The 24,475-nt window shown below is 70.3% G+C and carries 27 protein-coding genes and 2 pseudogenes; 17 read left to right on the forward strand and 12 right to left on the reverse strand.

All coding sequences use genetic code 11. The features are described 5' to 3' along the window. The 6 genes and pseudogenes from Q0588_RS14230 to Q0588_RS14255 all read left to right on the forward strand — a co-directional run. Positions 1-417 (forward strand): annotated as a pseudogene (locus Q0588_RS14230) (ABC transporter ATP-binding protein); the annotation flags it as partial. 99 nt (positions 418-516) lie between these two features. Continuing rightward, positions 517-837 (forward strand): annotated as a pseudogene (locus Q0588_RS14235) (DUF559 domain-containing protein); the annotation flags it as partial. Between the two features lie 96 nt (positions 838-933). After that, complete coding sequence (locus Q0588_RS14240; protein ID WP_298747679.1) at positions 934-1,392, forward strand: DNA polymerase III subunit chi; 459 nt, start codon at positions 934-936, stop codon at positions 1,390-1,392. 5 nt (positions 1,393-1,397) lie between these two features. After that, on the forward strand, positions 1,398-1,703 hold the full coding sequence (locus tag Q0588_RS14245) for an I78 family peptidase inhibitor (protein WP_298747463.1): 306 nt from the start codon (positions 1,398-1,400) through the stop codon (positions 1,701-1,703). A 17-nt stretch (positions 1,704-1,720) separates the two neighbouring features. Next, the gene (locus Q0588_RS14250) at positions 1,721-2,008 is read left to right on the forward strand and encodes a hemolysin (RefSeq protein ID WP_298747465.1); all 288 of its coding nucleotides are present in this window, start codon (positions 1,721-1,723) and stop codon (positions 2,006-2,008) included. A 14-nt stretch (positions 2,009-2,022) separates the two neighbouring features. Next, on the forward strand, positions 2,023-2,436 hold the full coding sequence (locus Q0588_RS14255) for a hypothetical protein (RefSeq protein ID WP_298747467.1): 414 nt from the start codon (positions 2,023-2,025) through the stop codon (positions 2,434-2,436). A gap of 187 nt (positions 2,437-2,623) precedes the next feature. Here the strand turns inward: Q0588_RS14255 and Q0588_RS14260 are convergent, their stop codons facing one another. After that, entirely contained in the window at positions 2,624-4,099 is a 1,476-nt protein-coding gene (locus Q0588_RS14260; protein WP_298747469.1) for a leucyl aminopeptidase, read from the reverse strand. Between the two features lie 133 nt (positions 4,100-4,232). Here Q0588_RS14260 and Q0588_RS14265 point away from each other — a divergent pair, with 133 nt between their 5' ends. The 9 genes from Q0588_RS14265 to Q0588_RS14305 all read left to right on the forward strand — a co-directional run bounded on the left by Q0588_RS14265 (position 4,233) and on the right by Q0588_RS14305 (position 15,147). Further along, entirely contained in the window at positions 4,233-5,366 is a 1,134-nt protein-coding gene (locus Q0588_RS14265) for an LptF/LptG family permease (RefSeq protein WP_298747471.1), read from the forward strand. Further along, positions 5,363-6,469, forward strand: a complete 1,107-nt coding sequence (gene lptG / locus Q0588_RS14270) for an LPS export ABC transporter permease LptG (RefSeq protein ID WP_298747474.1) — start codon at positions 5,363-5,365, stop codon at positions 6,467-6,469. The genes Q0588_RS14265 and lptG overlap by 4 nt, the downstream gene beginning before the upstream one ends. A 46-nt stretch (positions 6,470-6,515) precedes the next feature. Further along, entirely contained in the window at positions 6,516-8,963 is a 2,448-nt protein-coding gene (lptD, locus tag Q0588_RS14275; protein ID WP_298747476.1) for an LPS assembly protein LptD, read from the forward strand. A gap of 98 nt (positions 8,964-9,061) precedes the next feature. After that, positions 9,062-10,405 carry a peptidylprolyl isomerase gene (locus tag Q0588_RS14280; RefSeq protein ID WP_298747480.1) on the forward strand — a complete coding sequence of 448 codons (1,344 nt, stop codon included), beginning with the start codon at positions 9,062-9,064 and terminating at the stop codon, positions 10,403-10,405. After that, positions 10,402-11,400, forward strand: coding sequence for a 4-hydroxythreonine-4-phosphate dehydrogenase PdxA (gene pdxA / locus Q0588_RS14285; protein ID WP_298747483.1), 999 nt, complete (start codon positions 10,402-10,404; stop codon positions 11,398-11,400). Before Q0588_RS14280 ends, pdxA begins: the two co-directional genes overlap by 4 nt. 110 nt (positions 11,401-11,510) lie before the next feature. Continuing rightward, positions 11,511-11,885: an endonuclease domain-containing protein gene (locus Q0588_RS14290; protein ID WP_298747485.1), complete on the forward strand. Its 375-nt coding sequence runs from the start codon at positions 11,511-11,513 to the stop codon at positions 11,883-11,885. Positions 11,886-11,976: 91 nt separating this feature from the next. Continuing rightward, complete coding sequence (rsmA, locus tag Q0588_RS14295; RefSeq protein WP_298747487.1) at positions 11,977-12,855, forward strand: 16S rRNA (adenine(1518)-N(6)/adenine(1519)-N(6))-dimethyltransferase RsmA; 879 nt, start codon at positions 11,977-11,979, stop codon at positions 12,853-12,855. A 418-nt stretch (positions 12,856-13,273) separates the two neighbouring features. After that, complete coding sequence (locus tag Q0588_RS14300; protein WP_298747490.1) at positions 13,274-13,903, forward strand: hypothetical protein; 630 nt, start codon at positions 13,274-13,276, stop codon at positions 13,901-13,903. Continuing rightward, complete coding sequence (locus Q0588_RS14305) at positions 13,900-15,147, forward strand: terminase family protein (protein ID WP_298747493.1); 1,248 nt, start codon at positions 13,900-13,902, stop codon at positions 15,145-15,147. Before Q0588_RS14300 ends, Q0588_RS14305 begins: the two co-directional genes overlap by 4 nt. Before the next feature lie 120 nt (positions 15,148-15,267). On the opposite strand, the gene gmk is transcribed toward Q0588_RS14305, so the two are convergent. From gmk to Q0588_RS14330, 4 genes are all read right to left on the reverse strand, one after another. Continuing rightward, complete coding sequence (gene gmk, locus Q0588_RS14310; protein WP_298747495.1) at positions 15,268-15,909, reverse strand: guanylate kinase; 642 nt, start codon at positions 15,907-15,909, stop codon at positions 15,268-15,270. A gap of 174 nt (positions 15,910-16,083) precedes the next feature. Then, the gene (gene mltG / locus Q0588_RS14320; protein ID WP_298747498.1) at positions 16,084-17,241 is read right to left on the reverse strand and encodes an endolytic transglycosylase MltG; all 1,158 of its coding nucleotides are present in this window, start codon (positions 17,239-17,241) and stop codon (positions 16,084-16,086) included. Next, positions 17,241-18,521: a beta-ketoacyl-ACP synthase II gene (gene fabF, locus Q0588_RS14325; RefSeq protein WP_298747501.1), complete on the reverse strand. Its 1,281-nt coding sequence runs from the start codon at positions 18,519-18,521 to the stop codon at positions 17,241-17,243. Before fabF ends, mltG begins: the two co-directional genes overlap by 1 nt. 111 nt (positions 18,522-18,632) lie before the next feature. Next, entirely contained in the window at positions 18,633-18,872 is a 240-nt protein-coding gene (locus Q0588_RS14330; protein WP_055830235.1) for an acyl carrier protein, read from the reverse strand. A 225-nt stretch (positions 18,873-19,097) separates the two neighbouring features. Here Q0588_RS14330 and Q0588_RS14335 point away from each other — a divergent pair, with 225 nt between their 5' ends. Then, the gene (locus Q0588_RS14335) at positions 19,098-19,424 is read left to right on the forward strand and encodes a type II toxin-antitoxin system RelE/ParE family toxin (protein ID WP_298747503.1); all 327 of its coding nucleotides are present in this window, start codon (positions 19,098-19,100) and stop codon (positions 19,422-19,424) included. Between the two features lie 26 nt (positions 19,425-19,450). Beyond that, the gene (locus Q0588_RS14340) at positions 19,451-19,795 is read left to right on the forward strand and encodes a transcriptional regulator (RefSeq protein WP_298747506.1); all 345 of its coding nucleotides are present in this window, start codon (positions 19,451-19,453) and stop codon (positions 19,793-19,795) included. Positions 19,796-19,807: 12 nt separating this feature from the next. Here the strand turns inward: Q0588_RS14340 and Q0588_RS14345 are convergent, their stop codons facing one another. The 7 genes from Q0588_RS14345 to Q0588_RS14375 all read right to left on the reverse strand — a co-directional run bounded on the left by Q0588_RS14345 (position 19,808) and on the right by Q0588_RS14375 (position 24,442). Further along, entirely contained in the window at positions 19,808-20,005 is a 198-nt protein-coding gene (locus Q0588_RS14345) for a hypothetical protein (protein WP_298747508.1), read from the reverse strand. A 4-nt stretch (positions 20,006-20,009) separates the two neighbouring features. Continuing rightward, positions 20,010-20,303, reverse strand: a complete 294-nt coding sequence (locus tag Q0588_RS14350; protein ID WP_298747511.1) for a hypothetical protein — start codon at positions 20,301-20,303, stop codon at positions 20,010-20,012. Then, positions 20,303-21,043, reverse strand: coding sequence for a 3-oxoacyl-[acyl-carrier-protein] reductase (fabG, locus tag Q0588_RS14355; RefSeq protein WP_298747513.1), 741 nt, complete (start codon positions 21,041-21,043; stop codon positions 20,303-20,305). Before fabG ends, Q0588_RS14350 begins: the two co-directional genes overlap by 1 nt. Positions 21,044-21,134: 91 nt before the next feature. Next, positions 21,135-22,082 (reverse strand): ACP S-malonyltransferase, encoded by a 948-nt coding sequence (fabD, locus tag Q0588_RS14360; RefSeq protein WP_298747516.1) that lies wholly within the window; start codon positions 22,080-22,082, stop codon positions 21,135-21,137. Positions 22,083-22,398: 316 nt separating this feature from the next. Further along, complete coding sequence (locus tag Q0588_RS14365; RefSeq protein ID WP_298747519.1) at positions 22,399-23,805, reverse strand: FAD-binding oxidoreductase; 1,407 nt, start codon at positions 23,803-23,805, stop codon at positions 22,399-22,401. Further along, positions 23,802-24,182 carry a type II toxin-antitoxin system VapC family toxin gene (locus Q0588_RS14370; RefSeq protein ID WP_298747522.1) on the reverse strand — a complete coding sequence of 127 codons (381 nt, stop codon included), beginning with the start codon at positions 24,180-24,182 and terminating at the stop codon, positions 23,802-23,804. Before Q0588_RS14370 ends, Q0588_RS14365 begins: the two co-directional genes overlap by 4 nt. Next, entirely contained in the window at positions 24,179-24,442 is a 264-nt protein-coding gene (locus tag Q0588_RS14375; protein ID WP_298747524.1) for a type II toxin-antitoxin system prevent-host-death family antitoxin, read from the reverse strand. Before Q0588_RS14375 ends, Q0588_RS14370 begins: the two co-directional genes overlap by 4 nt. Between the last annotated feature and the right edge of the window lie 33 nt (positions 24,443-24,475).

Genomic DNA, 24,475 nt, shown 5'->3' on the forward strand with positions numbered 1-24,475 from the left:
CTGTGGCTGGCCGCCGACGGCACGGTCAAGCCCTGGGACGGCGACATGGACGACTATGCCCGCTTCGTCCTCGACCGCGCCAAACAGGCGGCGGTGCGGCCGAGCCAGATCAAGGAAGAAGCCGCCGGAAACGCCCCTCAGGCAGCGGGCGCCCGCGGCGCGAGCGATAGGGCCAACAAGAAGAAGTCCGGCCCGTCGCCCTCGACCCTGCGCTACGCCGTACGGAAGGCCGAGGAGCGCGTCCTCGCCCTGACCACCGAACTGGCCCGCCTCGACGACGACATCGCCAACGCCTCGATCGGCAACCCCAGGGCCCTCGAGGGCCTGACCCGCGCCCGGACCAAAACCCAGGCCGACCTCGACGCGGCGGAAGCCGCCTGGATGCAGGCCGAGGAAGCTCTGGCGGAGGTGGGCTGACCGGTGCGCCGTTCCTTCCCCCCTTGCGGGGGAAGGTGGCCCGCGGAGCGGGTCGGATGGGGGGTGTGAGCACCGGCCGCTCCCGGCTAAGCTCCACCCATGGCCGTCCACCACGACCGCGCCTACGCCTCTGCGCGTCGCCAGCGCAAAACCCCGACCACCGCCGAAAAGGCGCTGTGGGCGCTCGTCCGTGACCGACAGACCGACAACCTGCGCTTCCGCCGTCAGATGCCCATCGGTCCGTATGTCGCCGACTGCTGCTGCCCTTCGCTCAAGCTCGTGCTCGAAGCCGACGGCGGCGTCCACGTACTGCGAGAGACCGAGGATCAGGCGCGGGACGACTGGCTTCGCTCCCAAGGCTTCGTCATCCTGCGCTTCCCGAACGAGACGATTCTTGTAAAGCTGAACACCGTCCTCGATGAGATCCGCGCCCATGCCGCCAAGACCGGGGAACACACCCCCCATCCGTCTCGCTCCGCGAGCCACCTTCCCCCGCAAGGGGGGAAGGTGATCAGCATGACCCCGAAGCCGGAAATCTGGTTCTACCATCTGGAGCGCTCGAGGCTGGACCAGGTGCTGCCCGGCCTGCTGGAGAAGACCCGCGAACGGGGCTGGCGGGCGCTGGTCCGCGCCGCCGACGAACGGCTGCTCGAGGACATCGACGAGCGGCTGTGGACCTACCGGGACGACAGCTTCCTCGCCCACGGCGGCGACTCCGGGCCCGAGGCGGCGCGCCAGCCGATCGTGCTGACGCGGGGCGGCGAGAACCCGAACGGCGCTCAGGCGCTGTTCATCCTGGACGACGCAGAGCTTGGCGATACGAAAGGGTTCGATCGATGTTTCATCATCTTCGACGGCAGGGACGAGGCGGCCCTGGCCTCGGCCCGGGCGCGCTGGAAGACGCTGAAGGCCGCGGGCGCGAACCTGGCCTACTGGAGACAGTCTCCCGAGGGGCGCTGGGAAAAGGCGGCCTGATCGCCGTGCTGGCGCTGGCCGGCTGCGAAACGCCGGCCTCGGACGCGTCCGCGCCCCGGGCCGTGGAGGCGGCGCAGATGACCCAGCCGGTCGGGGTCCGCGCCGTCAGTCCCACCACCGACATGTGCGGGGCCGGCGAGCTGCAGTGGCTGGTCGGGAAACCGAAGACCGACATCCCCGTTCCGGTCGATGTCGTCAATCGCCGGGTCACCTGCACCACCTGCCCGGTGACCGAGGACTATTCGCCCCACCGTCTGAACATCTTCTTCAACGAACAGACGGAGATCATCGAGCAGGTCCGGTGCGGCTGAAGCCAGGGGAGACGCCCATGACCGTCCGCTTCACCGGCCTTGCCGCTGTCGGCCTCCTGGCCGCGGCCTGCGCCCCCGTCCCGGCCGCCGCCCCGGCGCCGGAAGCCGACCTGTCCCCGTGCCGGGCCGACCAGTACCTGGATTTCATCGGCCGCCACCGGTCGGAGCTGCCGCCCCGGCCGGCCGGGGAGGTCTGGCGCGTCACCTGCACCACCTGCCCCGTGACCATGGATTACAATCCGCGCCGCATGAACGTCCTTTATCAGGCGTCCAGCGGCGTGATCCGCGAAATCAAATGCGGTTGAGGACGCTGACGCCCATGGCCGGGGCGCTGATTCTGGCGGGCTGCGCCGAACGGGAGTCGTCGCCGGCCCCGGCGGATGCGGTTCCGGCGGACGGGGCCCGGATGGACGGGGCCCGGATGGACGGGGCCCGGATGGACGGGGCCCGGATGGACGGGGCCCGGATGGACGGGGGACCGGCGGCGGCGCCGGCCGGTCCCCCGTCCGGGAACGGCGCGGCGGCCAGGCCGACCCCGGCCGACTCCTGCGGCGCCGCCGCACGCCAGGACTGGATCGGCCGCGCCCGCGCCGACCTGCCGTCGCCGCCGCCGGGAGCGGTCTGGCGGGTGTTCGAGACCGGCCAGCCGGTCACCCAGGACCTGCGCCCCGAGCGCCTCGACATCGAGATCGACCCCGGGCGCCAGGTCGTCGTCCGCCTTCGCTGCGGCTGATCCGTCCGCCGGGATCGCCGATGTGACGGATGTAACGGATGTCCCGGGTCGATGTCGCGGGATTGTCTCGCATATAGCGACGGATTGTCCCGGTTGTCGCGAAGGATTGTCGCGCATGTCCCGGGTCGAACGGATCGAAATCGTCGTCCCGGCGGGCCGGAAGCCCGCCCGGGACTGGTCGAAATCGTCAGGCCTCGTAGCTGTCCGCCACCATCCGATCGAGGGTGCGGACCCCCCAGCCGACGGCCCCGTCCGGCACGGTCGGATTCTTGCTCTCCTTGATCCAGGCGGTGGGGGCGATGTCGATGTGCGCCCACGGCACGCCGTTGGTGAAGCGCTGCAGGAACAGGGCGGCGGTGATCGAGCCGCCGGCCCGGCCGTTGCCGGTGTTCTTCACGTCGGCGATCGGACTGTCGATGTGGCGCTCGTAGGCGTCCGGGATCGGCATGCGCCAGGCGTTTTCGCCGACCTTGGGCGCGGCGGCGAGGAAGTTGTTGGCCAGCTCGTCCGAGTTCGAGAACACCCCGGCGTATTCGAGGCCGAGGGCCACGATCATGGCCCCGGTCAGCGTGGCCAGGTCGAGCATGAATTTCGGCTTGAACCGCGCCTGGGCGTACCAGAGGCAGTCGGCCAGAACGAGGCGGCCCTCGGCGTCGGTGTTGAGCACCTCGACCGACTGGCCGGACAGCGACATGACCACGTCGCCGGGGCGCTGAGCCGCGCCGTCGGGCATGTTCTCGACCAGGCCCAGAACGCCGACGGCGTTGACCCGGGCCTTGCGGCCCGCCAGCGCGTGCATCAGTCCGGCCACGGCGGCGGCGCCGCCCATGTCCCACTTCATCTCCTCCATGCCGTCGGCCGGCTTGATGGAGATGCCGCCGGTGTCGAAACAGACGCCCTTGCCGACGAAGGCGATCGGCTGGTCGCCCTTCCGGCCGCCGTTCCATTTGAGGATGGCCACCTGGCTCTCGCGGACGCTGCCCTGGCCGACCGCGAGCAGGGTGCGGAAGCCGAGCTTTTCGAGCTCCTTCTCGCCGAGGATCTCGACTTCGAGGCCCAGTTTCTCGAGCCCCTTCACCCGCCGGGCGAACTCTTCCGGATAGAGGACATTGGCCGGCTCGCTGACCAGATCGCGCGAGAACTCGACGGCGTCCGCCACCGGGGCCAGCCGCTCGTAGGCGGCCTTGGCGGCCTTTACGTCGGCGGCGGCGACCTTGATCGTCTCGATGGACGGCGTCTTCTCCGGCTTCAGCGTGGTGCGGTATTTCAGGAACCGGTAGGCGGCGAGGCGGGCGGCGAAGGCGGCCCGGGCGGCCTGGTCGGCGGACAGGTCGCGGGCGTCGATGGTCAGCGAAGCCGCGCCGGAAAGCTTGACCGCCTGGTAGGCGGCGCCGGCGGCGGTCTCCAGGGCCAGGTCGTCGAACCTGTCCGTCTCGCCCGCGCCGGTCAGGACCACGGTGCCGGCGTCGATCCCGACGGGCGCCGGGACGACCAGGGTGCTGTTCGACCCGCCCGTGAAGCGGCCGGCGCCCATGGCCCGGGCCAGGGCGCCTGACGTCGCCGCGTCGTGCTCGGCGCCCCGTCCCTGGAAAGTGCGGCCCTCGTGGACCAGGACGGCCAGCACCTCGGCTTCGCGGGTCGACGCGACGAACTCGATCTTCATAGGCTACTCCGGCCGGGACCGGCGTCCCGGGCATGCTTACAGGGGTCGCGTTCGGCGCCTGTCGCCGATGCGCGGGGATGTGTGTATTAGAGGCGTTCCAGCCGCCGCCTGCAACGGGCGATTTCCTCCGTTTATGACGCTGATTCAAGGTTATCTTTTCCGACAGATCGCCCGACCTGTCGTCGGAGCGTGCGCCGCGCTGGCCGGAATCGGCATCCTCAGCCAGAGCCTCGATCAACTCGAGGTTATCGTCGAACGTGGCCAGAGCGTCTGGGTCATGGTCAAGCTGACCCTGCTGGCGGTTCCCCAGCTTCTGGCGGTGATCGTGCCCATCGGCCTGTTCGTCGGGGCCCTGGTCGCGCTGACCCGGCTTCAGCGCGAGCAGGAATTGACCGCTGTTTTCGCGTCGGGGGTGACCCGCTGGTCGGCGATTCGCCCGGCCGTCCGCATCGCCGTGATCGCGGCCCTGCTGACCCTCGTCGTCACCACCGTGCTGCAGCCCTGGGCGCAGCGGCGGGCCCGGGCCGAGGCCTTCACGGTCCGCACGGACATGGCCGCCCTGCTGGTCGAGGAGGGCCGGTTCGTGGAAGGGCCCGACGGCCTCACCGTCTATGTTCAGCAGATTGAGCAGAACGGCCTGCTGAAGAACATCTTCATCTACCAGGCCGAGAACGACCGGGTGACGACCTGGGACGCGGCCGAGGCCCGGTTCTCGCGCATCGACGGCGAGCCGATCCTGACCCTGATCGACGGGTCCTGGCAGCGCTACTCCCGCCGCGGCGTGCTCGAACACCTGTCGTTCGGACGCCAGGACGTGCCGCTCGGACGCTATTCCGAGGTGACGGACACGATCCGCTACAAGCCGGCGGATCTCTATCTGACCCAGCTGCTCGACCCGTCGCCCGGCGATCTGGAGCGGGTCGGCTCCGCCGGCGAGCTGCGCGCCGAGGCCCATTCCCGGCTGTCGGCCCCGTTGTACGCCCTGCTGGCCATGGCCATGGCGCTGTCGGCGATCCTCGGCGGCCAGTTCAGCCGCACCGGCTACAGCCTGCGCATCGCCCGCGTCGCCGCCGCCTTCCTGATCATCCGCATCGTCGGCTACGGGATCGTGGCCGCGAGCGCCTGGAACGGCTGGCTCAACGTCTTCCAGTATCTGTTGCCCCTCGCGGCGACGGCGGTCTCCCTGCGCCTGCTGTTCCGGGCCCTGAAGCCGCGACGGCGGCGCGTCTGGCCGGCGCTCGAGCGGCTGAAGGCGAGGCTGGCTTGAGCGCGCCGTCGCGGCTCCGGCTGGGCCGGATCGAGCGCTATGTGCTGGTTCAGCAGGCGCGCTCCCTCGCCGTCGCCCTCGGCGTGATCGCCGCCCTGATCATGCTGATCGATTTCGTCGAAATCTCCCGCGGGCTCGGCTCGGACGTGGACCTTTCGGGGATGCGCATCCTCGGCCTGATGCTGTTGAAGTCGCCCCAGGTCATTCTCCAACTGATGCCGTTCGTCTTCCTGTTCGGCACGCTGGCGGCCTTCGTCAGCCTGAACCGCCGCAGCGAGCTGATCGCCATGCGGGCGGCCGGACTGTCGGCCTGGCGGTTCGTGCTGCCGGCCGCCGGCGCGGCCTTCCTGTTCGGCGTCGTCACGGTCGCCGCGCTCGGCCCGCTGGCGGCCTCGGCCGACGGATTGTTCCAGCGCGAGCGGACCCGCCTGTCGGGCGCGACGACGCCGTCGGAGGCCGTGTGGATCCGCGAGGGCGACGACACCCGGCAGATGGTCATCCGCGCCGAACGGCAGGATCGCGCCAATGCGCGGCTGCTGGGCGTGACCTTCTTCATCTACGCCACCGACGGCGACGGCCACCGCACCTTCCGGGAACGTATCGACGCGCAGTCGGCCTCGCTGAGCGCGGGACGCTGGCGGCTGGTCGACGCGGTAGGGGCCCAGATCGGCCAACGCGCCGTGCGATACGAGACCCTGGACCTGCTTTCCAGCCTCGCCGACGACGAGGCCTTCGAGCGTTTCGCCCGACCTCAGTCGACATCGTTCTGGTCGCTTCCGGGCCAGATCGCCCGGGTCGAGGCGGCCGGGTTTTCCAGCACGGCGTACCGGCTGCGGCTGCAGCAGCTGCTCGCCACCCCGCTGATGTTCGCGGCCATGTCGATTCTCGCCGCAGCCTTCTCGCTGCGCCTGATGCGGCTGGGGGATCTGGCGCGCATGAGCCTGGCGGCCGTCGTGCTCGGCTTCGGCTTCTTTTTCGTCAACCAGGCCGCCTCGGCCTTCGGCTCGGCCGAGGTCATCCCGCCGTGGCTGGCCGCGTGGCTGCCGCCCTTGCTGACGGCGCTCGCCGCCTTCACCTTGCTGTTCTATACCGAAGACGGCTAAGCGAAGCCCCCGCCCGTCGTCCTTCGCCGTCCCTCGAGTGAGCCGCATGCCGCGTGATCGCCGCGCCGAAACAGGAGCCCTGCGCCTCCGGCTGCTGGCCGGCGCCGCCGCCGTGGCCCTGGTGTCGTGGAGCGGCGCGGCCCAGGCCCGGCAAACCCCGGCTGCCGATCGCGAAATCCAGCGCGGCCCCGACGGCTTGCCCGCGGACGCCGTCTACCTCGAGGCTGACCGGACCTCGCGCGAGGGCGACATCATCTCGGCCGCCGGCGATACCGAGCGGGTGCTGGCCCGTTTCCGCAACACGACCCTGCGCGCCGGTCGGCTGACCTACGACCTCAACGCCGGCGTCGCGACGGCCGACGACCGCGTCGAATTCGTCGATCCAGATGGCAACGTTGTCTTCGCCAGCCACCTCGAGCTCGACTCGGACCTGAGGGCCGGCGTCGCCGTCGATTTCGCCACCCGCTTCCGCAACGGGGCCAGCCTGATGGCCGCCACCGCCGTGCGTCGCAGCGAGAACGTCAACGAGCTGAACTACGCCCTGTTCACGCCCTGCCCGATCTGTGACGCCGAAGGCAATCATCGGGAGCCCAGCATCGCCATCCAGGCGGAGAAGGTGGTCCAGGACGAGGGCCTGCGGGCGGTGCTCTACCGCAACGCCGTGTTCCGCGTCGGGGGCGTGCCGGTCTTCTACCTGCCGTATTTCGCCCATCCCGATCCGACCGTCGAGCGCGCCTCGGGCTTTCTCGTGCCCATCCCGAGCTATGACGAGGGCCGCGGTCTCAGCCTCGAGATTCCCTATCTGAAGGTCGTGTCACCCTCGGAGGACTGGCTGATCAGTCCGCAGATCAACAGCCGGGTCGCGCCGCTGCTCAACCTGCAATGGCGGCGCCGGTTCGGCGACGGAACCGTCGTGCTTCGCGGCGGCTACACCTACGAACGCAAATTCGGCGACTTCGACCTCGACGGCGACGGCGACGCCGAAAGCAACGTCAAATTCGGCGACCGCACCAGCCGCAGCTTCTTTCTCGGACATGGGCGGTTCGATCCGGAGGGTCCGTGGCGCTGGGGCTTCACGGCGGAGCGCACGTCGGACAAGACCCTGTTCGACCGCTACGACGTTCGCGATCCGTATCAGGACAACGGCCTCTACTACGGCGACCAGCGCCGGCTGATCAGCCAAGTCTACGCCGAGCACCAGACCGACCGCTCCTATGTCTCGGTCGCGGCCTTCGCCCTGCAGAGCCTCCGCGTCGTCCGTTTCGATCCGGTCACGCCGGCGCTCAATGAATTCGAACGGGACGGCGCCCTGCCCATCGTCGCGCCGCTGATCGAGGCGCGCTGGGAACCCGACGGCCCGGTGCTGGGAGGCCGGCTGCGACTGCGCGGGTCGGCGGTGTCGCTGGCCCGCGAAGACTACGTCGGCAGCCCGGTGCTGCGACCCGGCGTCGCCGCCCCGGGGCCGGCCCCGGGCCTGGCCGGGGTGGACAGCCGCCGCGTCTCGGGTCAGGCCGACTGGCGCCGGACCATGATCTCGCCGATGGGTGTGCGCTGGGAACCGTTCGTCGATCTGCGGGCGGATTTCTACTCGATCTCCGACCTGCCGTCGGTGACGGGGCCGCAGGATGACGAGATCGGCCGCGGACGCGCCACCGCCGGGCTCGATGTCAGCTATCCGCTGATCCGGCGATTCGGGGCCTCCGAGATGATTCTCGAGCCGAGGGCCCAGCTGTCGGCCTCGACCGAGGCGGACCTCGATCCCCGCATTCCGAACGAAGACAGCGAGACCATCGAGCTCGACGAGACTTCGCTGTTCCGGATCGACCGGTTCCCCGGCTACGATCTCCACGAGGAGGGGCTGCGCCTCACGACGGGGGCCCGCACGACGCTGCGTTGGGAGGACGGCCGGCAGGCCAGCCTGTTCATCGGCCGCAGCTTCCGGTCGGACCCGGAGCCGGCCTTTCTGGTTCCCGTGCCAGACCCACCCGCCGACTTGTATGATCCGTCCGGCCTGGCCTCCGATACGTCCGACTGGGTGGTCGAGGGTGATTTCTCGCCGTCCGACCGCATCCGCGGCTGGGGTCATGCGACAATCGACTCGAGCGGCGATGTCCGGCGGGCTGAAATCGCCGTCGATGGTCGCTGGGGCCGGCGGAACCTGGCGACGGCCAGCTACATTCTCGACCAGTCCAATCCGCGGCCCGGACCGAACAACCGCAACTACGAATTCCTGCAGCTGGCGGGGCAGCAATTCCTGTACGGGAATTGGGGCCTGACGTTCTCCGGGATCGCCGATCTGGAACGGACCCCGCGTCCCGGGCAGCCGGACCCGGGATATCTGGTGCGGTCTGAAGTCGGCCTGCTGTTCGATGACGACTGCTTCCGGTTCGAGTTGGGCTGGCGGCGGGATAACACCAGCGTGAGGCCCTCCGGGCCGTCGGAAGGCCCCTATGTGCGCCTAACCCTCGCCACTTTCGGCGGTACAGGATATTGACGGGGCGACGGGCGCCATCCGGCGTGCGATTTCGGTTGCGCGCCGGTGGCCGGGAACCGGGCAGCACCGGCGGCGCCGTTTGAGGAACCAGGACTGACATGCGTTTTCAGCGTTACTTGACGGGCGTGGCGATCGCCGCCCTCCTGGCCGGGACGGCCGTGGCCCAGACCGCGCCGCAGGAGCCGGCGGCAGCGGCGGGCACGCTGAACCCGGCGACTGGGCAGGTCCCGCCCGCCGCGCCAGCCACCGCGCCGCAGTTCCAGATGGCCGACGGCGTCCTGGCCACCGTCAATGACAGCGTCATCACCGGCTTCGACCTGCGCCAACGCATGCTGCTGCTGATCGCCATGACCCAGGTCCAGCCCACGCCCGAGAACATCCCCGCCATCCAGCAGGAAGCCCTGAACGCATTGATCGACGAACGCCTGCAGATTCAGGAGCTGGCGAACTACGAGGAGCTCAAGGTCACCGATGCAGAGGTCGGCGAGGAAATCGCCGCCATGGCCCAAGAGGTGGGGGTGACGCCCGAAGCCTATCTGGCCTTCCTTGAGGCTGGCGGCATTCGCCGCCAGACCCTGCGTGAACAACTCCGCACCCAGATCGGTTGGCAGCGCCTGGTCGGCGGGCGCTTCCAGAGCCGCGCCCGGGTCAGCAGGGGCGCGGTCGACGCCGCCCTGCGCCAAATCTCCGAGGCCGCCTCCAAGAAGCAGTATCTGATCGGCGAAATCTACATCGAGGCCGCCCGCGTCGGCGGTCAGCAGGCGGCGATGAACGGGGCTGCCCAGCTGGTCCAGCAGATGGTCCAGGGTGCGCCCTTCCAGAATGTTGCGCAGCAATTCTCAGCCGCGCCTTCCGCAGCCCGCGGCGGCGACGCCGGCTGGATTGTCGCCGGCTCCGTCAACCCGGTTCTGCAGGCCGCGATGGATCAACTAGAAGTTGGCCAGCTTTCACGACCGATTCCGGTCGAGGGGGGCGTGTATATCATCTATATGCGGGACAAGCGGGACGGGGCGGCGGCGAGCCTGGCGCAGCTGAAGCAGGTCATGATCGAGCTGCCGGAGACGGCGAGCGAGGCGGAGGTGGCGGCGGCCAGCCAGAGGCTGGAGGCCCTGCGGCCGCAGCTGACCTGCGACACCATGCTGCAGCGGGCCACGTCGGAGCAGGGGCTGCTCGGCGCCGACCTCGGCGAGGCCGACGTGCAGAGCCTGGCCCCGCAGTTCCAGCCGGTGGCCCGCTCGGCCCCGGTCGGTGAGGTCAGCACGCCGATCCGCACCCCGCTCGGCCTGCACCTGGTCGCCGTCTGCGGCCGGCGCGTCGGCGGGGTCGAGGCCCCGGACCCCCGCGCCGTCGAGAACCAGCTGTTCCGCCAGAACCTCGCCACCCTCGGCCGCCGCTACATGCGCGACCTGCGCGAGGACGCCCTGATCGAGTTCAGGCAGTGAGCCCGGCCCCGCCGCTGGCCCTGACCATGGGCGAGCCGGCGGGCGTGGGACCCGAGATCATCGCCGCCGCCTGGCGCGCCCTGAACGATGGGGCCCAGCCCTTCGCCGTGGTCGGCGACGCCGGCCTGATGCGCGCCCAGGGGGTCCCCGTCCAGCCGATCGCCGCCGCCGCCGAAGCCGCCGCCGTGTTCGGCCGCGCCGTGCCGGTGCTCGACTCCCCCCTGCCCGCCCCGGTGACGGCGGGGCGGCCCGAGCCGGCCAATGCGGGCGCCGTGGCCGACTGGATCGAACAGGCCGTCAGCCTGGCCCTGGCCGGGGAGGTCGCGGGCCTGGTCACCGCCCCGATCGCCAAGGCGCCCCTGTACGCCGCCGGCTTCCGCTTTCCGGGCCACACCGAATTCCTCGCCGAACTGACCGCCGACGCCCCCTTCGCCGGGACGCGCGGGCCGGTGATGATGCTGACCGCGAAGGACCTGCGCGCCTGCCTGGTGACCATCCATGCGCCGCTGGCCGAGGTCCCCGAACTGGTCACCGCCGAGCGGGTGACCCGCACCGCCCGGGTCGTGCACGAGGCCCTGCGGCGCGATTTCGGCGTCGCCCGGCCGCGGCTGGCGCTGGCGGCGCTGAACCCCCACGCCGGCGAGGGCGGGGCGCTGGGGCTGGAGGAGATCGAGGTGCTGGCCCCGGCGGCGGCGGCGCTGCGCCAGGAGGGCATCGACGTCACCGACCCCCGGCCGGCCGACACCCTGTTCCACGACGCGGCGCGGACCGGCTATGACGCGGTGCTGTGCCTGTACCACGACCAGGCGCTGATCCCGGTCAAGACGCTGGACTTCTGGGGCGGGGTCAATGCGACCCTGGGCCTGCCGGTGGTGCGCACCTCGCCGGACCACGGGACCGGGTTCGACATCGCCGGCACGGGCGCGGCCCGGGCGGACAGCCTGATCGCGGCGGTGCGGCTGGCGGGGGAGATGGCGGCGGCTCGGGCGGGGTGATCCTCCCCCGCAGGGGGAGGGGGACCATCCGCAGGATGGTGGAGGGGGACTTGGTCCCATCTCCGGTTGAGGCGACTTGCGAACCCGTCGTGCGTCTATAGGTTGTTCGAATGGACGCACCCGACCTGACCATCGCACGCGCCAGGGAGCTACGCCGCAGGATGTCCCTGCCCGAAGTCCTTCTCTGGAAAGCCGTGCGGCGGGACAAGCTCGGCGCCCGTTTCAGACGCCAGCACCCGGAGGGCCCGTGGATCCTCGACTTCTATTGCCATGCCGCCCGGCTGGCCGTGGAGATCGACGGCGCAGGCCATGATGATCCGGACAGGATGCTGCTGGACCGGAAACGCACCCGCTGGTTGGAGCAGCGGGGGATCTCAGTGCATCGGATTCCCGCGCGGGCGGTGCTGGGGAATCTGGATGGGGTGCTCACCGGGCTGAAAGAGCGGATTGGACGAGGCCCCCTCCACCATCCTTCGGAGGAATAGGGTCCCGCCGGTTGTGGGGAGGTCAGCCCCCCTCCACCATCCTTCGGATGGTCCCCCTCCCCCTGGGGGGGAGGATTGCGTATGAAGCCCGGTGACCCCCGCCGACCTCCCCTCCCTGCGCCAAACCCTCGACGCCCACGGCCTGCTGGCCAGGAAGAGTTTCGGCCAGCATTTCCTGCTCGACCTGAATGTGACGCGCAAGATCGTCCGGCTGGCGGGGCCGTTCGAGGGGCGGGCGGTGATCGAGGTGGGGCCGGGGCCGGGCGGGCTGACGCGGGCCCTGCTGGAGAGCGACGCCGGCCAGGTGGTGCTGGTCGAGAAGGATCCGCGCTTCCTGCCGCTGCTGGCCGGGCTGGACGACGGATCCGGCCGGCTGGTCGTGGTCGAGGCCGACGCGCTCAAGGTCCGCGAGGCCGAGATGGTCGAAGGACCCGCCCACGTGGTCTCCAACCTGCCCTACAATGTCGGCACCGCCCTGCTGATCAAATGGCTGACCGGGCCGTGGACGCCGCACGCCCTGACCCTGATGTTCCAGAAGGAGGTGGCCGAGCGCATCGTCGCCGCCCCCGGGGACGAGGCCTACGGCCGGCTGGCGGTGATCGCCCAGGCGGTGACGGAGGCGCGGCTGGTCATGCACCTGCCCGCCGCCGCCTTCACCCCGCCGCCCAAGGTTGCGAGCGCGGTGGTTCATCTGGTCCCGCGCGCGGACCGGCCGGACGCGGAGACGCTGAAGCGGCTGGAGCGGGTCACGGCGGCGGCCTTCGGGCAGCGGAGGAAGATGCTGCGCTCGAGTTTGAAGCCGCTGGGCGGGGCGGCGCTGTGCGAGGCGGCGGGGCTGAGTCCCGAGGACCGGGCCGAGGTCATCGATCTGGCCGGCTTCCTGCGGCTGGCGCGGGCCGTAGCCGGGCAGGCGCCGCCGGAGGGGCCGGGCGACGGCGGGGCGGCGATGATGCGGCGCAAGCGGGGGTGAGGTCCATTGGGCCGCTGAGTTAAAGCCGCTTGGCCGGTGTGGTGCGGCGAGGAGAGGTTCATCACAACGGACACAACGGGTCCACAACGGACACGACGGGATCGAAGCGCGTCGAGGTTCGTGGTCTCTTCCGCGAGTCATGGAAACTGCGGCGTAGGGCGCTTCACGAGCCGGAGTCGAGCCTGACCCCCGGAGGCGGGTGGGCCGGGGACCCTCCCGACCCAATACATTCCCCCCCAATACATCCTCGACACCGCGCCCCACGACATCCGCGACACCCGATATATCCGCGATAACTGCTGGCGATCCGCCGCCCGCCCTCACATTTTCTCGGGTCAAGTCCTTGATCTCCTGTCGCTTTTCCTCTGCGTCAGCGTCCTGAACGCGCCGGAGGAAGTGGCGGGGCGATACTGGGCGGATGGATGAGACGGCGAAAACCAGGAAGACCCGGAACCCCTACCGCTATCACGGCGACGACGTGTGGGCGCTGGTGCGGGAGCGGTATCTGGCGGGCGAGAGCGCGCGGCAGATCGGCGAGGCGCTGGGGCCGACCGAATACGCCATCCGCTCGCGCATCACCCGCGAGGGCTGGACCAAGCGGTCGCTGGCCGAGGCGAAGTCGGCCGGGATCGTGGCGGCGGCGCGGGCGGACAGGGAGGCCGGGGTCGCGGCGCTGGCCGGACCGGCGGGAGCGGACGGGCCGGAGGCGCTGGACCCCCGGGCCGCGGCGCGGGCGGCGCTGGACGAGGCGGTGCGGCTGATGCGCCGGGGGCGGATGGCGGCGGCGGCCGAGGCGGCGCGGGTGGCGGACGTGATGGCGCGGGCGGCGGCGCGGCTGGACGGCGACGCGAGCGCGGACCCGGGCGAGCCGGACGAGGCGGCGTATGAGGCGGTGCGGCGGAAGGTGCTGGGGCTTGATCCTCCCCTCCTGGGGGAGGGGGACCGCGAAGCGGTGGAGGGGGTCTTCGGCGACGACGGCGCCTGGGAAAGGCCCCCTCCACCACCCTTCGGGCGGTCCCCCTCCCCCAGGAGGGGAGGATTTGAATGAGCCGCGCCGCCCGGATCGCGGCGCTGTCGCCGGCGGAGAAGCGGCTGTTCGGGGCCGACTGGAGGCTGGCGAGGCACGAGGGGCAGAAGGCGCCGAAGGGGGACTGGCGGACCTGGCTGGTGCTGGGCGGGCGCGGCGGGGGCAAGACAAGGGCGGGGGCCGAATGGGTGGCCGACCGGGCGCGGGCGGGGGCGCGGATCGCCCTGGTCGGGCAGAGCCTGCACGATGCGCGCGAGGTGATGATCGAGGGGCCGTCGGGGCTGCGCGCCCTGCCCCGCTACAGGATTGGCGGCATGCCGCGGTGGGAGGCGAGCCGGCGGCGGCTGGTGTGGCCGAACGGGTCGGTGGGGATGGTGTTCTCGGCCGAGGATCCGGAGAGTTTGCGCGGGCCGCAGTTCGGGGCGGCCTGGGCCGACGAATGGTGCGCCTGGCGGAGGCCGGAGGCGACGCTGGCGCTGCTCAGGATGGGGCTGAGGCTGGGAACGCGGCCCCGGCTGGTGCTGACCACCACGCCGAAGCCGGCGGCGGCGCTGCGGCGGCTGCTGAAGGAGCCGGGGCTGGCGCGGAGCGACCTGCCGACGCGGGTCAACGCCGCCAACCTGGCCCCGGCCTTCCTCGAGGGGCTGGAGGGGCTGTACGGCGGGACGCGGCTGGCGGCGCAGGAGCTGGATGGACGGGTCGTCGAGGGCGACGGGGCGCTGTTCACCCTGGAGATGATGCGGGCGGCGCGGTCGGAGACTACGCCGGAGGCGTTTGAGCGCGTGGTGGCGGCGGTCGATCCGCCGTGTTCGGCGCAGGGGGATGCGTGCGGGATCGTGGTCGTGGGCCGGGCGCGGGGGATGGCCTGGGTGCTGGCCGACCGGACCGTGCGCGGGCGGTCGCCGCAGGGCTGGGCCGGGGCGGTGGCGCGGGCGGCGGAGTCGTTCGGCGCCGCGCGGGTGGTGGCCGAGGCCAACCAGGGCGGGGAGATGGTCGAGGCGGTGCTGAAGACGGCGGGGGTGACCTGTCCGGTCAGGCGGGTGCAGGCGCGGACGGGCAAGCGGGCGCGGGCCGAGCCGGTGGCGGCGCTGTATGAACAGGGCCGGGTGAAGCATGGGCCGGGGCTGGAGGCGCTGGAGGAGGAGCTGATGGGGCTGGGGCTGGACGGCGGCGGCTCGCCGGACCGGGCCGACGCGCTGGTCTGGGCGGTGACGGACCTGCTGGTGGATGGGGCGGGGATGGGGCCGAAGGTGAGGGTGTTGTGAGGGTGTGGGGTGTGGGGGGTGGGGGGTGGGGGGTGGGGGACGTGGCAGACCTCACACCCCATACCCCATACCCCATACCCCATACCCCATACCCCATACCCCACACCCCACACCCCCTCCTCACACCTTCTCGTTCAGCAACGCATCCTTGTACCCGTCGACCCAGATGTTGCGGAAACGCTTGCTGCGCTCGGCGTGGTAGATGTGGGCCAGTTCGGCGTAGGAGCGGTCGAAGTCGTCGTTGACGAAGACGTAGTCGAACTCGCCGCAGTGCTCGATCTCGCCCTTGGCGTTGGCGATGCGGCGGTCGATGACCGCCTCGGCGTCCTGGGAGCGGGTGACGAGGCGGCGGCGCAGCTCCTCGAGGCTGGGCGGCAGGATGAAGACGCGGACGGCGTCCTCCGGACATTTGCGGGCGATGTCGCGGGCCCCCTGCCAGTCGATGTCGAACAGCACGTCGCGGCCCTCGGCGAGGGCGCGGTCGATCGGGGCGCGGGGGCTGCCGTAGCGGCTGCCGTGGACGTCGGCCCATTCGAGGAAGGCGTCGGCCTCGACCATGCGCTGGAATTCGGCGTCGTCGACGAAATGATAGTCGCGGTCGGCGACCTCGCCGGGGCGGATGGCGCGGGTGGTCATGGAGATGGACAGATCGAGGCCGCCGTGATCGGCCATCAGGCGACGGCACAGGCTGGTCTTGCCGGCCCCGGACGGGCTGGCGACGATCAGCAGGACGCCGCGGCGGGGCGTGCGTTCATTCGACATTCTGGACCTGTTCCCGCAGCTGCTCGAGGACGGCCTTCGGCGCGAGGCCGGGACCGGAGAGGACGGTCGTAGCCGATTTCGGCCGCGGGGTGTTCGCCTCCGGCCGCAATTCCCGCCTGACGACCGCGGGTTTCCCGCCGGCGGGGGCCGCCGCGACCCTGTCGGCGCCGGCGCTCATCGGGCCGGGGCGGCCGGGGGCAGGCGGATCACCTGGGCCCCGGCGGGCGCCGCGACGCCGGACGGGGCGGCGTCGGGACCGGCGTCGGGGACGGTCGGCCCGACGCCGGCGGGCAGGCCGGCCTTGCGCCGCTCGATCTCGCGCCAGCGGGCGACATTGACCAGGTGGGCCTCGAAGGTGCGGGCGAAGGCGTGGCCGCCCGAGCCGTCGGCGACGAAATACAGCTCGTCTGACGGCGGCGGGTCGAGCACGGCGGCCAGCGCCTCGCGGCCGGGGTTGGCGATCGGCGTCGGCGGCAGGCCGTCGATCTGGTAGGTGTTCCAGGCGGTGGCGCGCTCGAGCTCGGAGCGGCGGATGCCGCGGCCGAGCGGGCGGCCCCGGGTGAGGCCGTAGACGATGGTCGGATCGCTCTCCAGCCGCATGCCGAGGCGCAGGCGGTTGGAGAAGACGGCGGCGACGCGCGGCCGTTCCGAGGCCACGGCGGTCTCCTTCTCGACGATCGAGGCGAGGATGACGGCCTCCTCCGGCGATTTCACCACGGTGCGGGGCGAGCGGGCCGCCCACAGCCGGGCGAGGTTGTCGGCCTGGGCCGTGGTCATGCGGGCGATGACCGAGGCGCGGGTGTCGCCGCGGCCGATCTCATAGGTGTCGGGCCATAGCGAGCCCTCCTCCGGGATGTCGGGGATTTCGCCGGTCAGCAGCGGCTGGCGCATCAGGATGTCGACGGCCTGGGCCGACGACCAGCCCTCGGGCAGGGTGACATAGTGGCGGACCACCCGGCCCTCGACCAGCAGGACCAGGACGGCGCGCAGCGAGGCCCCCGACGGCACCTCGTATTCGCCGGCGCGCAGCCTGCGGTCGGCGCCGGTCAGGGTGGCGGCGGCCTTGAACATGTCGGTCGAGCGGATCACCCCGGCGGCCTTCAGATTGGCGGCGATGGCGCCGACCCCGGCCCCGCTGGGCAGGGTGACGATGGTGGCGTCCGCGCCGCCGCGGGCGGCCGGTCCGGGCGCGTAGAAGACGCTCCAGGCGGCGACGATGGCGGCGATCAGGAACAGGCTGAAGGTGGCCGAGGCGGCCAGCAGGGCCGTGGCCTGACCTGATCTGGGCGGACGGGATTTCGGAGCGCCCGCCCCCCGGGAGCGTCCGGACATCAGCCGAGCTTCCTGAAGACGAGGCTGGCGTTGGTGCCGCCGAAGCCGAACGAGTTGGACATGGCCACGTCGATCCTCATCGGCTTGCCCTTGTGCGGGACGAGATCGATCGGGGTGTCTTCCCCGGGATGGTCGAGGTTGATGGTCGGCGGGGCGATCTGGTCGCGGATGGCCAGCACGGTGAAGATCGATTCGATGGCCCCGGCGGCGCCGAGCAGATGGCCGGTCATCGACTTGGTCGAGGAGACGGCGAGGTTCTTCGCGTGGTCGCCGACCAGCCGCTCGATGGCGCGCAGCTCGATCCAGTCGGCCATGGTCGAGGTGCCGTGGGCGTTGACGTAGTCGAGCTCGGACGGCTGCATCCCGGCCCGCTTCAGCGCCGCCTTCATGGCCCGCAGGCCGCCCTCGCCGTCCTCGGACGGGGCGGTGATGTGCCAGGCGTCGCCGCTCATGCCGTAGCCGACCACCTCGGCGTAGATTTTCGCGCCCCGGGCCCGGGCGTGCTCGTACTCCTCGAGCACCATGATGCCGGCCCCCTCGCCCATGACGAAGCCGGCGTGTTCGCGATCGTAGGGCCGGCTGGCCTTCTCCGGGGCGTCGTTGAAGGCGGTGCACAGGGCCTTGCAGGCCAGGAAGCCGGCGATGCCGATCGGCACGATGGAGCTTTCGGCCCCGCCCGCGACCATGACGTCGGCGTCGTCCATGGCGATCATCCGGGCGGCGTCGCCGATGGCGTGGGCCCCGGTGGCGCAGGCGGTGACGACCGAGTGGTTCGGGCCCTTGAGGCCGTGGCGGATGGAGATCTGGCCCGAGGTCAGATTGATCAGGGCCGAGGGGATGAAGAAGGGGCTGACCCGGCGCGGGCCCTGCTCCCTGAGGATGATGGCGGTGTCGGCGATGGGGCCGAGGCCGCCGATGCCGGAGCCGACCATGACGCCGGTGCGTTCCCGGTCCTCGTCGGATTCGGGCTTCCAATCGGCGTCGGCGAGGGCCTCGTCGGCGGCGGCGATGGCGTAGACGATGAAGTCGTCGACCCGCTTGCGGTCCTTGGGCGACATGACCTTCTCGTGGTCGAACACCCCGGGCCGGCCCGGGGCGCCGCCGCCGCGCCCGTCGACCGAGGGAATCTCGCCGGCGATGGTGCAGCCCCAGCCTTCGGCGTCGAAATTGGTGATCGGGCCGATCCCCGACCGGCCCTCGACGATGCCTTTCCAGTTATGCTCGACGCCCCAGCCGAGGGGGGTGAGCAGACCGAGGCCGGTGACGACGACGCGGCGCATGGGCGCTCCTTCACTCCGAAGATCTTGACCTTAAAACAGGAATGGCCGCCGGGCGACCCCGCCAGGGGCCCGCCGCGGCGGCCATCAAAGTCGTATCGGGAAAGGCGGCGATCAGCCGGCCAGTTTCTCGTCGATGAATTTCACCGCGTCGCCGACGGTCTGGATGTGTTCGGCGGCGTCGTCGGGGATCTCGATGTCGAATTCTTCCTCGAAAGCCATGACCAGTTCGACGTTGTCGAGCGAGTCGGCGCCCAGATCGTCGATGAAGCTGGCCTTTTCAACGACCTTTTCCGGATCGGCGTCCAGGTGGTCGATGACGATCTTGCGGACGCGTTCCAGGGTGTCGGACATGTTTGTCTCTGCTCGTTGGGCCGCCGGGGCGGCTGTTGTCTCGGTTCTTGCCGTATGACGACGGCGACGGCTGCGCAAGCCTTCAACGAAGACTCAGGCGAACCGGTTGCGTGGGCTTTAGCACAGGCGGGACGGCTGGAAACAGCCCGCAGAGATCTGTTGGCGGCCAAAAGCCCCGATCCCAGGAATTGACATATATACGGCTGGGCCGCATATATGTGAGCTATGCTGATCGCTGTCGCGCAGACCGCCGCGTTCACCGCGCAAGCGAAAGCGGAAGGCATGTCGGACACGGAGATCGAGAACGCCATCACCATCATCGCGGCCAATCCGACGGGCGGCGTGTCGCTGGGCGCCGGGCTCTACAAGGTCCGCGTTCCACGCGAAGGCGGCGGCAAGTCTGGCGGCTATCGGGTCATCACTCTCTATCTGACGGACAACGCGCCGGTGATTTTGCTGGCCGTTCTGTCCAAGGGTAACGCAGCGAATTTCACGGCCAAGGCGATGAGCAGAATCAAGGAGAAGGCGAGAGAGATCAAACGACCGAAGTAGGCGGTCATTGAAATCGAGCGAGCACCATGCCCCACAAGACCAGCAAACAGCCCCCGATCGATGTGGGCGACGAAGATTTCAACCGCGTCATGGCGGGCCTCGAAGAGGCCAAGGCCATCGTCGCCGGAACGGCCGCGCCCGGAAGCTATCGACTGCGCCAGGTGCGGGTTCCCGAAACGGTGGACGTCAAGGCGATCCGGGCCAGAACAGGGTTGTCGCAGGTCGCCTTCGCCAGTCGATACGGCTTTTCGCCCGGCGCTGTGCGGGACTGGGAGCAGAAGCGCAAGCCGCCGGAGAAGGCCAATCGGCTGCTGCTGACCATCATCGACCGTCGACCCGAGGTCATCGACGACGTGCTGACGGCGGGATGACCGAGGCGGCCTTCAGCGTCGCCGGCTGACCCACCAGACGAGACCGCCCCCAGCCAGCGCCAAGGGCGCGCCATAGATCGCCCAGATGATCTGGCCGGTCATGAAACTGCCCGGCAGGATGTTGAGCCCCTGCAGCACCCAGATGATCCCGATCAGCAGCATGGGGCCGCTGAGGATGGTGGCGAGGATGCGCAGGACAACCATCAGCACGACATTATTTCCGCACTTCCCAGGTGATCCTTGAGTGTAGCGGTATCTCGGCCTTGTCGATGCTCCTCAGGAGAAACGCCTCATTCTCCAGAGGCTCGCTCGTGCGGCGCAACAGCCATTCCTTGAATGCGGAAGCTGACAGCTTGGAACCATCAGGTCGGGTGACCTTGGCGGCAAGCTCCTCAGCGACCGGGAGGCTCGTGGTCACGTCAATGACAACGACTGTTCCACGCCCGGTAATCGCGAAAGTCTCGATGATTTCGGCCTCGATGCTTTCGCTGGAACCGGAAGCCGCCATCAGATCATCGCCATGCCGCCGTTGACGTGCAGGGTCTGGCCGGTGACGTAGGCGGCTTCGTCCGAGGACAGATAGACGGCGGCGGCGGCGATCTCGTCGCCGGTTCCGAGCCGGCCGGCGGGGATGGTCTTCAGGATGGTCTCGCGCTGCTGGTCGTTGAGCACGTCGGTCATCGGCGAGGCGATGAAGCCGGGCGCAATACAGTTCACGGTGATCCCGCGGCTGCCGACTTCCTGCGCCAGCGACTTGGAGAAGCCGATCATCCCGGCCTTGGAGGCGGCGTAGTTGGTCTGGCCCGGGTTGCCGGTGACCCCGACCACCGAGGTGACGCCGATGATCCGGCCAGAGCGGCGCTTCATCATCCCCTTCATGGCGGCGCGCGACAGGCGGAAATAGGATTCCAGATTGACCTTGATGACGTCGGTGAAGTCCTCGTCCTTCATCCGCATCAGCAGGCCGTCCCTGGTGATGCCGGCGTTGGCGACGAGGATGTCCAGCGGCGCGCCGGCGGCCTCCTCGGCGCGGGCGATCAGGCCGTCGACCGATTCGGCGTCGGACAGGTTGGCGGCGGCGGCGAAGGCGCGTTCGCCGAGATCCTTCGCCAGGTCCTGCAGCACCGCCTCGCGCGTGCCGGACAGGACGATGGTCGCGCCCTGGGCGTGCAGGGCGCGGGCCACGGCCCCGCCGATGCCGCCGGTGGCGCCGGTGACGAGGGCGGTCTTGCCGGTGAGATTGAACATGAGGGGCTCCGAGGGAAGGACGTGATTGGTGATTGGTGATTCGTGAATGGTGAGCGGTGACAGCGCCGAATCACGACTCACCAATCACGAGTCACCCAAGGCTCTTCGCGAACGCTTCCAGGTCCTCCGGCGTGTTCAGCGCCAGGCTCTCCGCGTCGGGCGCGATGCGTTTGGCCATGCCGGTCAGGACCTTGCCCGAGCCGATCTCGGCGAAGCGGGTGACGCCGCCCTCCCCGGCCATCCACTCCATGCTCTCGCGCCAGCGGACGCGGCCGGTGACCTGTTCGACCAGCAGGCGGCGGATGACCTCGGGATCGGTCTCGGGGCGGGCGGTGACGTTGGCAACGACGGCGACCGAGGGGGCGACGATGGTCGCCTCGGCCAGGGCGTCGGCCATCTCGTCGGCGGCGGGCTGCATCAGCGGGCAGTGGAAGGGGGCGGAGACGTTGAGCGGGATGGCGCGGGCGCCCAGTTCCTTCGCCTTTTCGATGGCGCGGTCGACGGCGGCCCTGTCGCCGGAGATGACGATATTGCCGGCGTTGTTGTCATTGGCGACGACGCAGACGCCGACCTCGGAGCCGGCGGCCGCAGCGGCCTCGGCCAGGGCCAGGTCGGTCTTCGGACCGATCAGCGAGGCCATGGCCCCGCGGCCGACCGGGACGGCGCGCTGCATCGCCTGGCCGCGCAGCTTCAGCAGGCGGGCGGCGTCGGCGAGGGTGATCGAACCGGCGGCGCACAGGGCCGAATATTCGCCCAGCGAATGGCCGGCGACGAAGGCGGCGCGGCTGATGTCGACGCCGAACTCGACCTTGAGGACGCGGGCGGCGGCGAGGGAGACGGCCATCAGGGCCGGCTGGGCGTTCTCGGTCAGGGTCAGCCGGTCCTCGGGACCCTCGCGCATCAGCACGGAAAGCTTCTGGCCGAGGGCGTCGTCGATCTCGGCGTAGACCTCGCGGGCCGAGGCGAAGGCGTCGGCCAGGGCGGCGCCCATGCCGACCGACTGGCTGCCTTGTCCGGGGAACAGCAGGGCGAGGGTCATGAAGGGCTCCGGCGGCTTGAATCGAGGCGGAGGGGTAGGACGATCAGGCCGCAGGGGCAAGACGGGCCTGCCGGGAGGCCTCGGACCGGGGAAGGTTCATCACGAAGGACACGAAGAAGGCACAAAGAACACGAAGGGGCCGGCGGGCCTGCGTCTCCCGTCAGGGAGACGCAAGAAACTCGATTGGCGGGCAAGGGCCCGCGATGGCCGCGGCGGGCGCACTCCCTTTGTGCCCTTCGTGCCTTCTTCGTGCCCTTTGTGAGGAACCAGCGAGACCGGCTCCGGGCGCCAGATGCGGGTATGGCCCTCCGGCCCCCTAGAACAGCACGGCCGGGTTCATGATCCGGTGCGGGTCGAGGGCGGCACGGACGGCCTGCATGGTGCGGATTTCCAGCGGGGTCTTGTAGCGGCGGGCCTCCTCCGTCTTCAGACGGCCGAGGCCGTGTTCGGCGCTGATCGAGCCGTCGTAGCGGGCGACGATGTCGTGGACGATCTGCGAACCTTCTTCCCAGCGGGCGAGGAAGGCCGTCAGGTCCCCGCCGGGCGGGCAGAGCACGTCATAGTGGAGATTGCCGTCGCCGACGTGGCCGAAGGCGCTGACCCGGGCCCCGGGGTGGAAGCGTTCGACGGCGGCCGTGGCCTCCTCGAGGAAGTCGGCGATGCGGGAGACGGGGACGGAGACGTCGTGCTTCCAGCCGCCGCCCTCGGGCTTCTGGGCGGCGGACTGTTCCTCGCGGACCTTCCAGAAGGCGGCGCGCTGGGCGTCGTTCTGGGCGAGGACGGCGTCGGTGACCAGGCCGGCCTCGAAGGCGTGGGTCAGCAGCCGCTCCATGGCCGAATCGGCGGCGCCCGGCTCGCCGGAGACCAGTTCGATCAACACATACCAGGGCGGGGCAGTCTCCAGCGGCTCGCGCGTGTCGGGAATGTTGGCCAGCACGAAGCCCATGCCGATCCGCTTCATCAGTTCGAAGGCCTCGACGCCGCCGCCGGTCTCGGCCTTGGCCCGGGCCAGAAGCTCGATGGCGGCGCGGGGCGTGTCGAGGCCGACCATGGCGGTGGCGCGGCCGCGCATGATCGGGAACAGCTTCAGCGTCGCGGCCGTGACCACGCCGAGGGTGCCCTCGGCCCCGATCAGCAGCTGTTTGAGGTCATAGCCGGTGTTGTCCTTCCTGAGCCGTTTGAGACCATGGAAGATTTCGCCGTCCGGCAGCACGGCCTCGAGGCCCAGCACCAGGTCGCGCATCACGCCGTAGCGGAGCACCGCCGTGCCGCCGGCGTTGGTGGAGATCACCCCGCCGATGGTGGCGCTGCCCTCGGCGGCGAGGCTGAGCGGGAACAGGCGGTCGGCGGCGGCGGCGGCCTGCTGCGCCTCCAGCAGGGTGACGCCGGCCTCGACCGTCATGGCGTCGTCCAGCGGGGTGACGTCGCGGACGGCGCGCAGCTTGCGGGTCGAGAGCAGCACCTCGCCATAGGGAATCTGGCCGCCGACCAGGCCGGTGTCGCCGCCCTGGGGGACGAGGGCGATGCGGTGTTCGGCGCAGACCCGGACGGCGGCGGCGACCTCGGCGGTCGAGCGGGGGGTCAGCATCAGCGGCGTGTGGCCGGTCCAGCGGTTGCGCCATTCGGTCAGCCACGGCGCGATATCGGTCGGATCATCGGTCCAGCCGCCGGGGCCGAGGGCGGATTTGAGGGCGGCGAGGGCGGCGGGGGCAGGAGCGATCACCACAGCGTCTGGACTCCGAAAGCCTTCATGGCTGGATCGACGGACACGATGACAAGGCCTTCGACCATCGCCTGACCGACAATCAAGCGGTCCCAAGGATCCTTGTGAACCCGATTCAGCCGGGCGGCGGTCACGGCGTGTTCCGGCGTGACCACGAGCCATTGGGCGGGCATATCCGTCGCCGCGCCGATCAGGTCCGGTGGAAGCCGGCCCAGGACCGTGTCCCGGCCGCGCTTGTACTCGATCTCGTACAGCGAGACGGCGCTGAGCCAAAGTTCGTTCTCGGGATCGCGGATCGCGGTCGCCACACCGGACGGCAGGCGAGACACCTTTCCCATGGCCCAGATGAAGGCGTGGGTGTCGAGAAGGAGTCTCATTCTTCGTCGGGAAAGATACGGCTGTTCTCGACGGCCTCTTCGAGTTCAAGATCACGATCGAAGAAGACGCTGTCGGGGATGTCGAGATTGAGGTGGTTCCACAGTCCCAATCGCCGGGGCTCCTTGGGCTTCGGTTCGACCGCCGTGATCCGCGCGGCCGGCTTCCCGTTACGCGCGATCACCACCTCCTCGCCGGCCTCGGCGCGGGCGACGAGTTCGGAGAGCTTGGACTTGGCCTCGGCGATGTTCATGGTGATCATGTCATGACCTTAGCACGCGCCGATTGTTGGTCC

The sequence above is a fragment of the uncultured Brevundimonas sp. genome (assembly GCF_937870815.1).
GTDB lineage: Bacteria > Pseudomonadota > Alphaproteobacteria > Caulobacterales > Caulobacteraceae > Brevundimonas.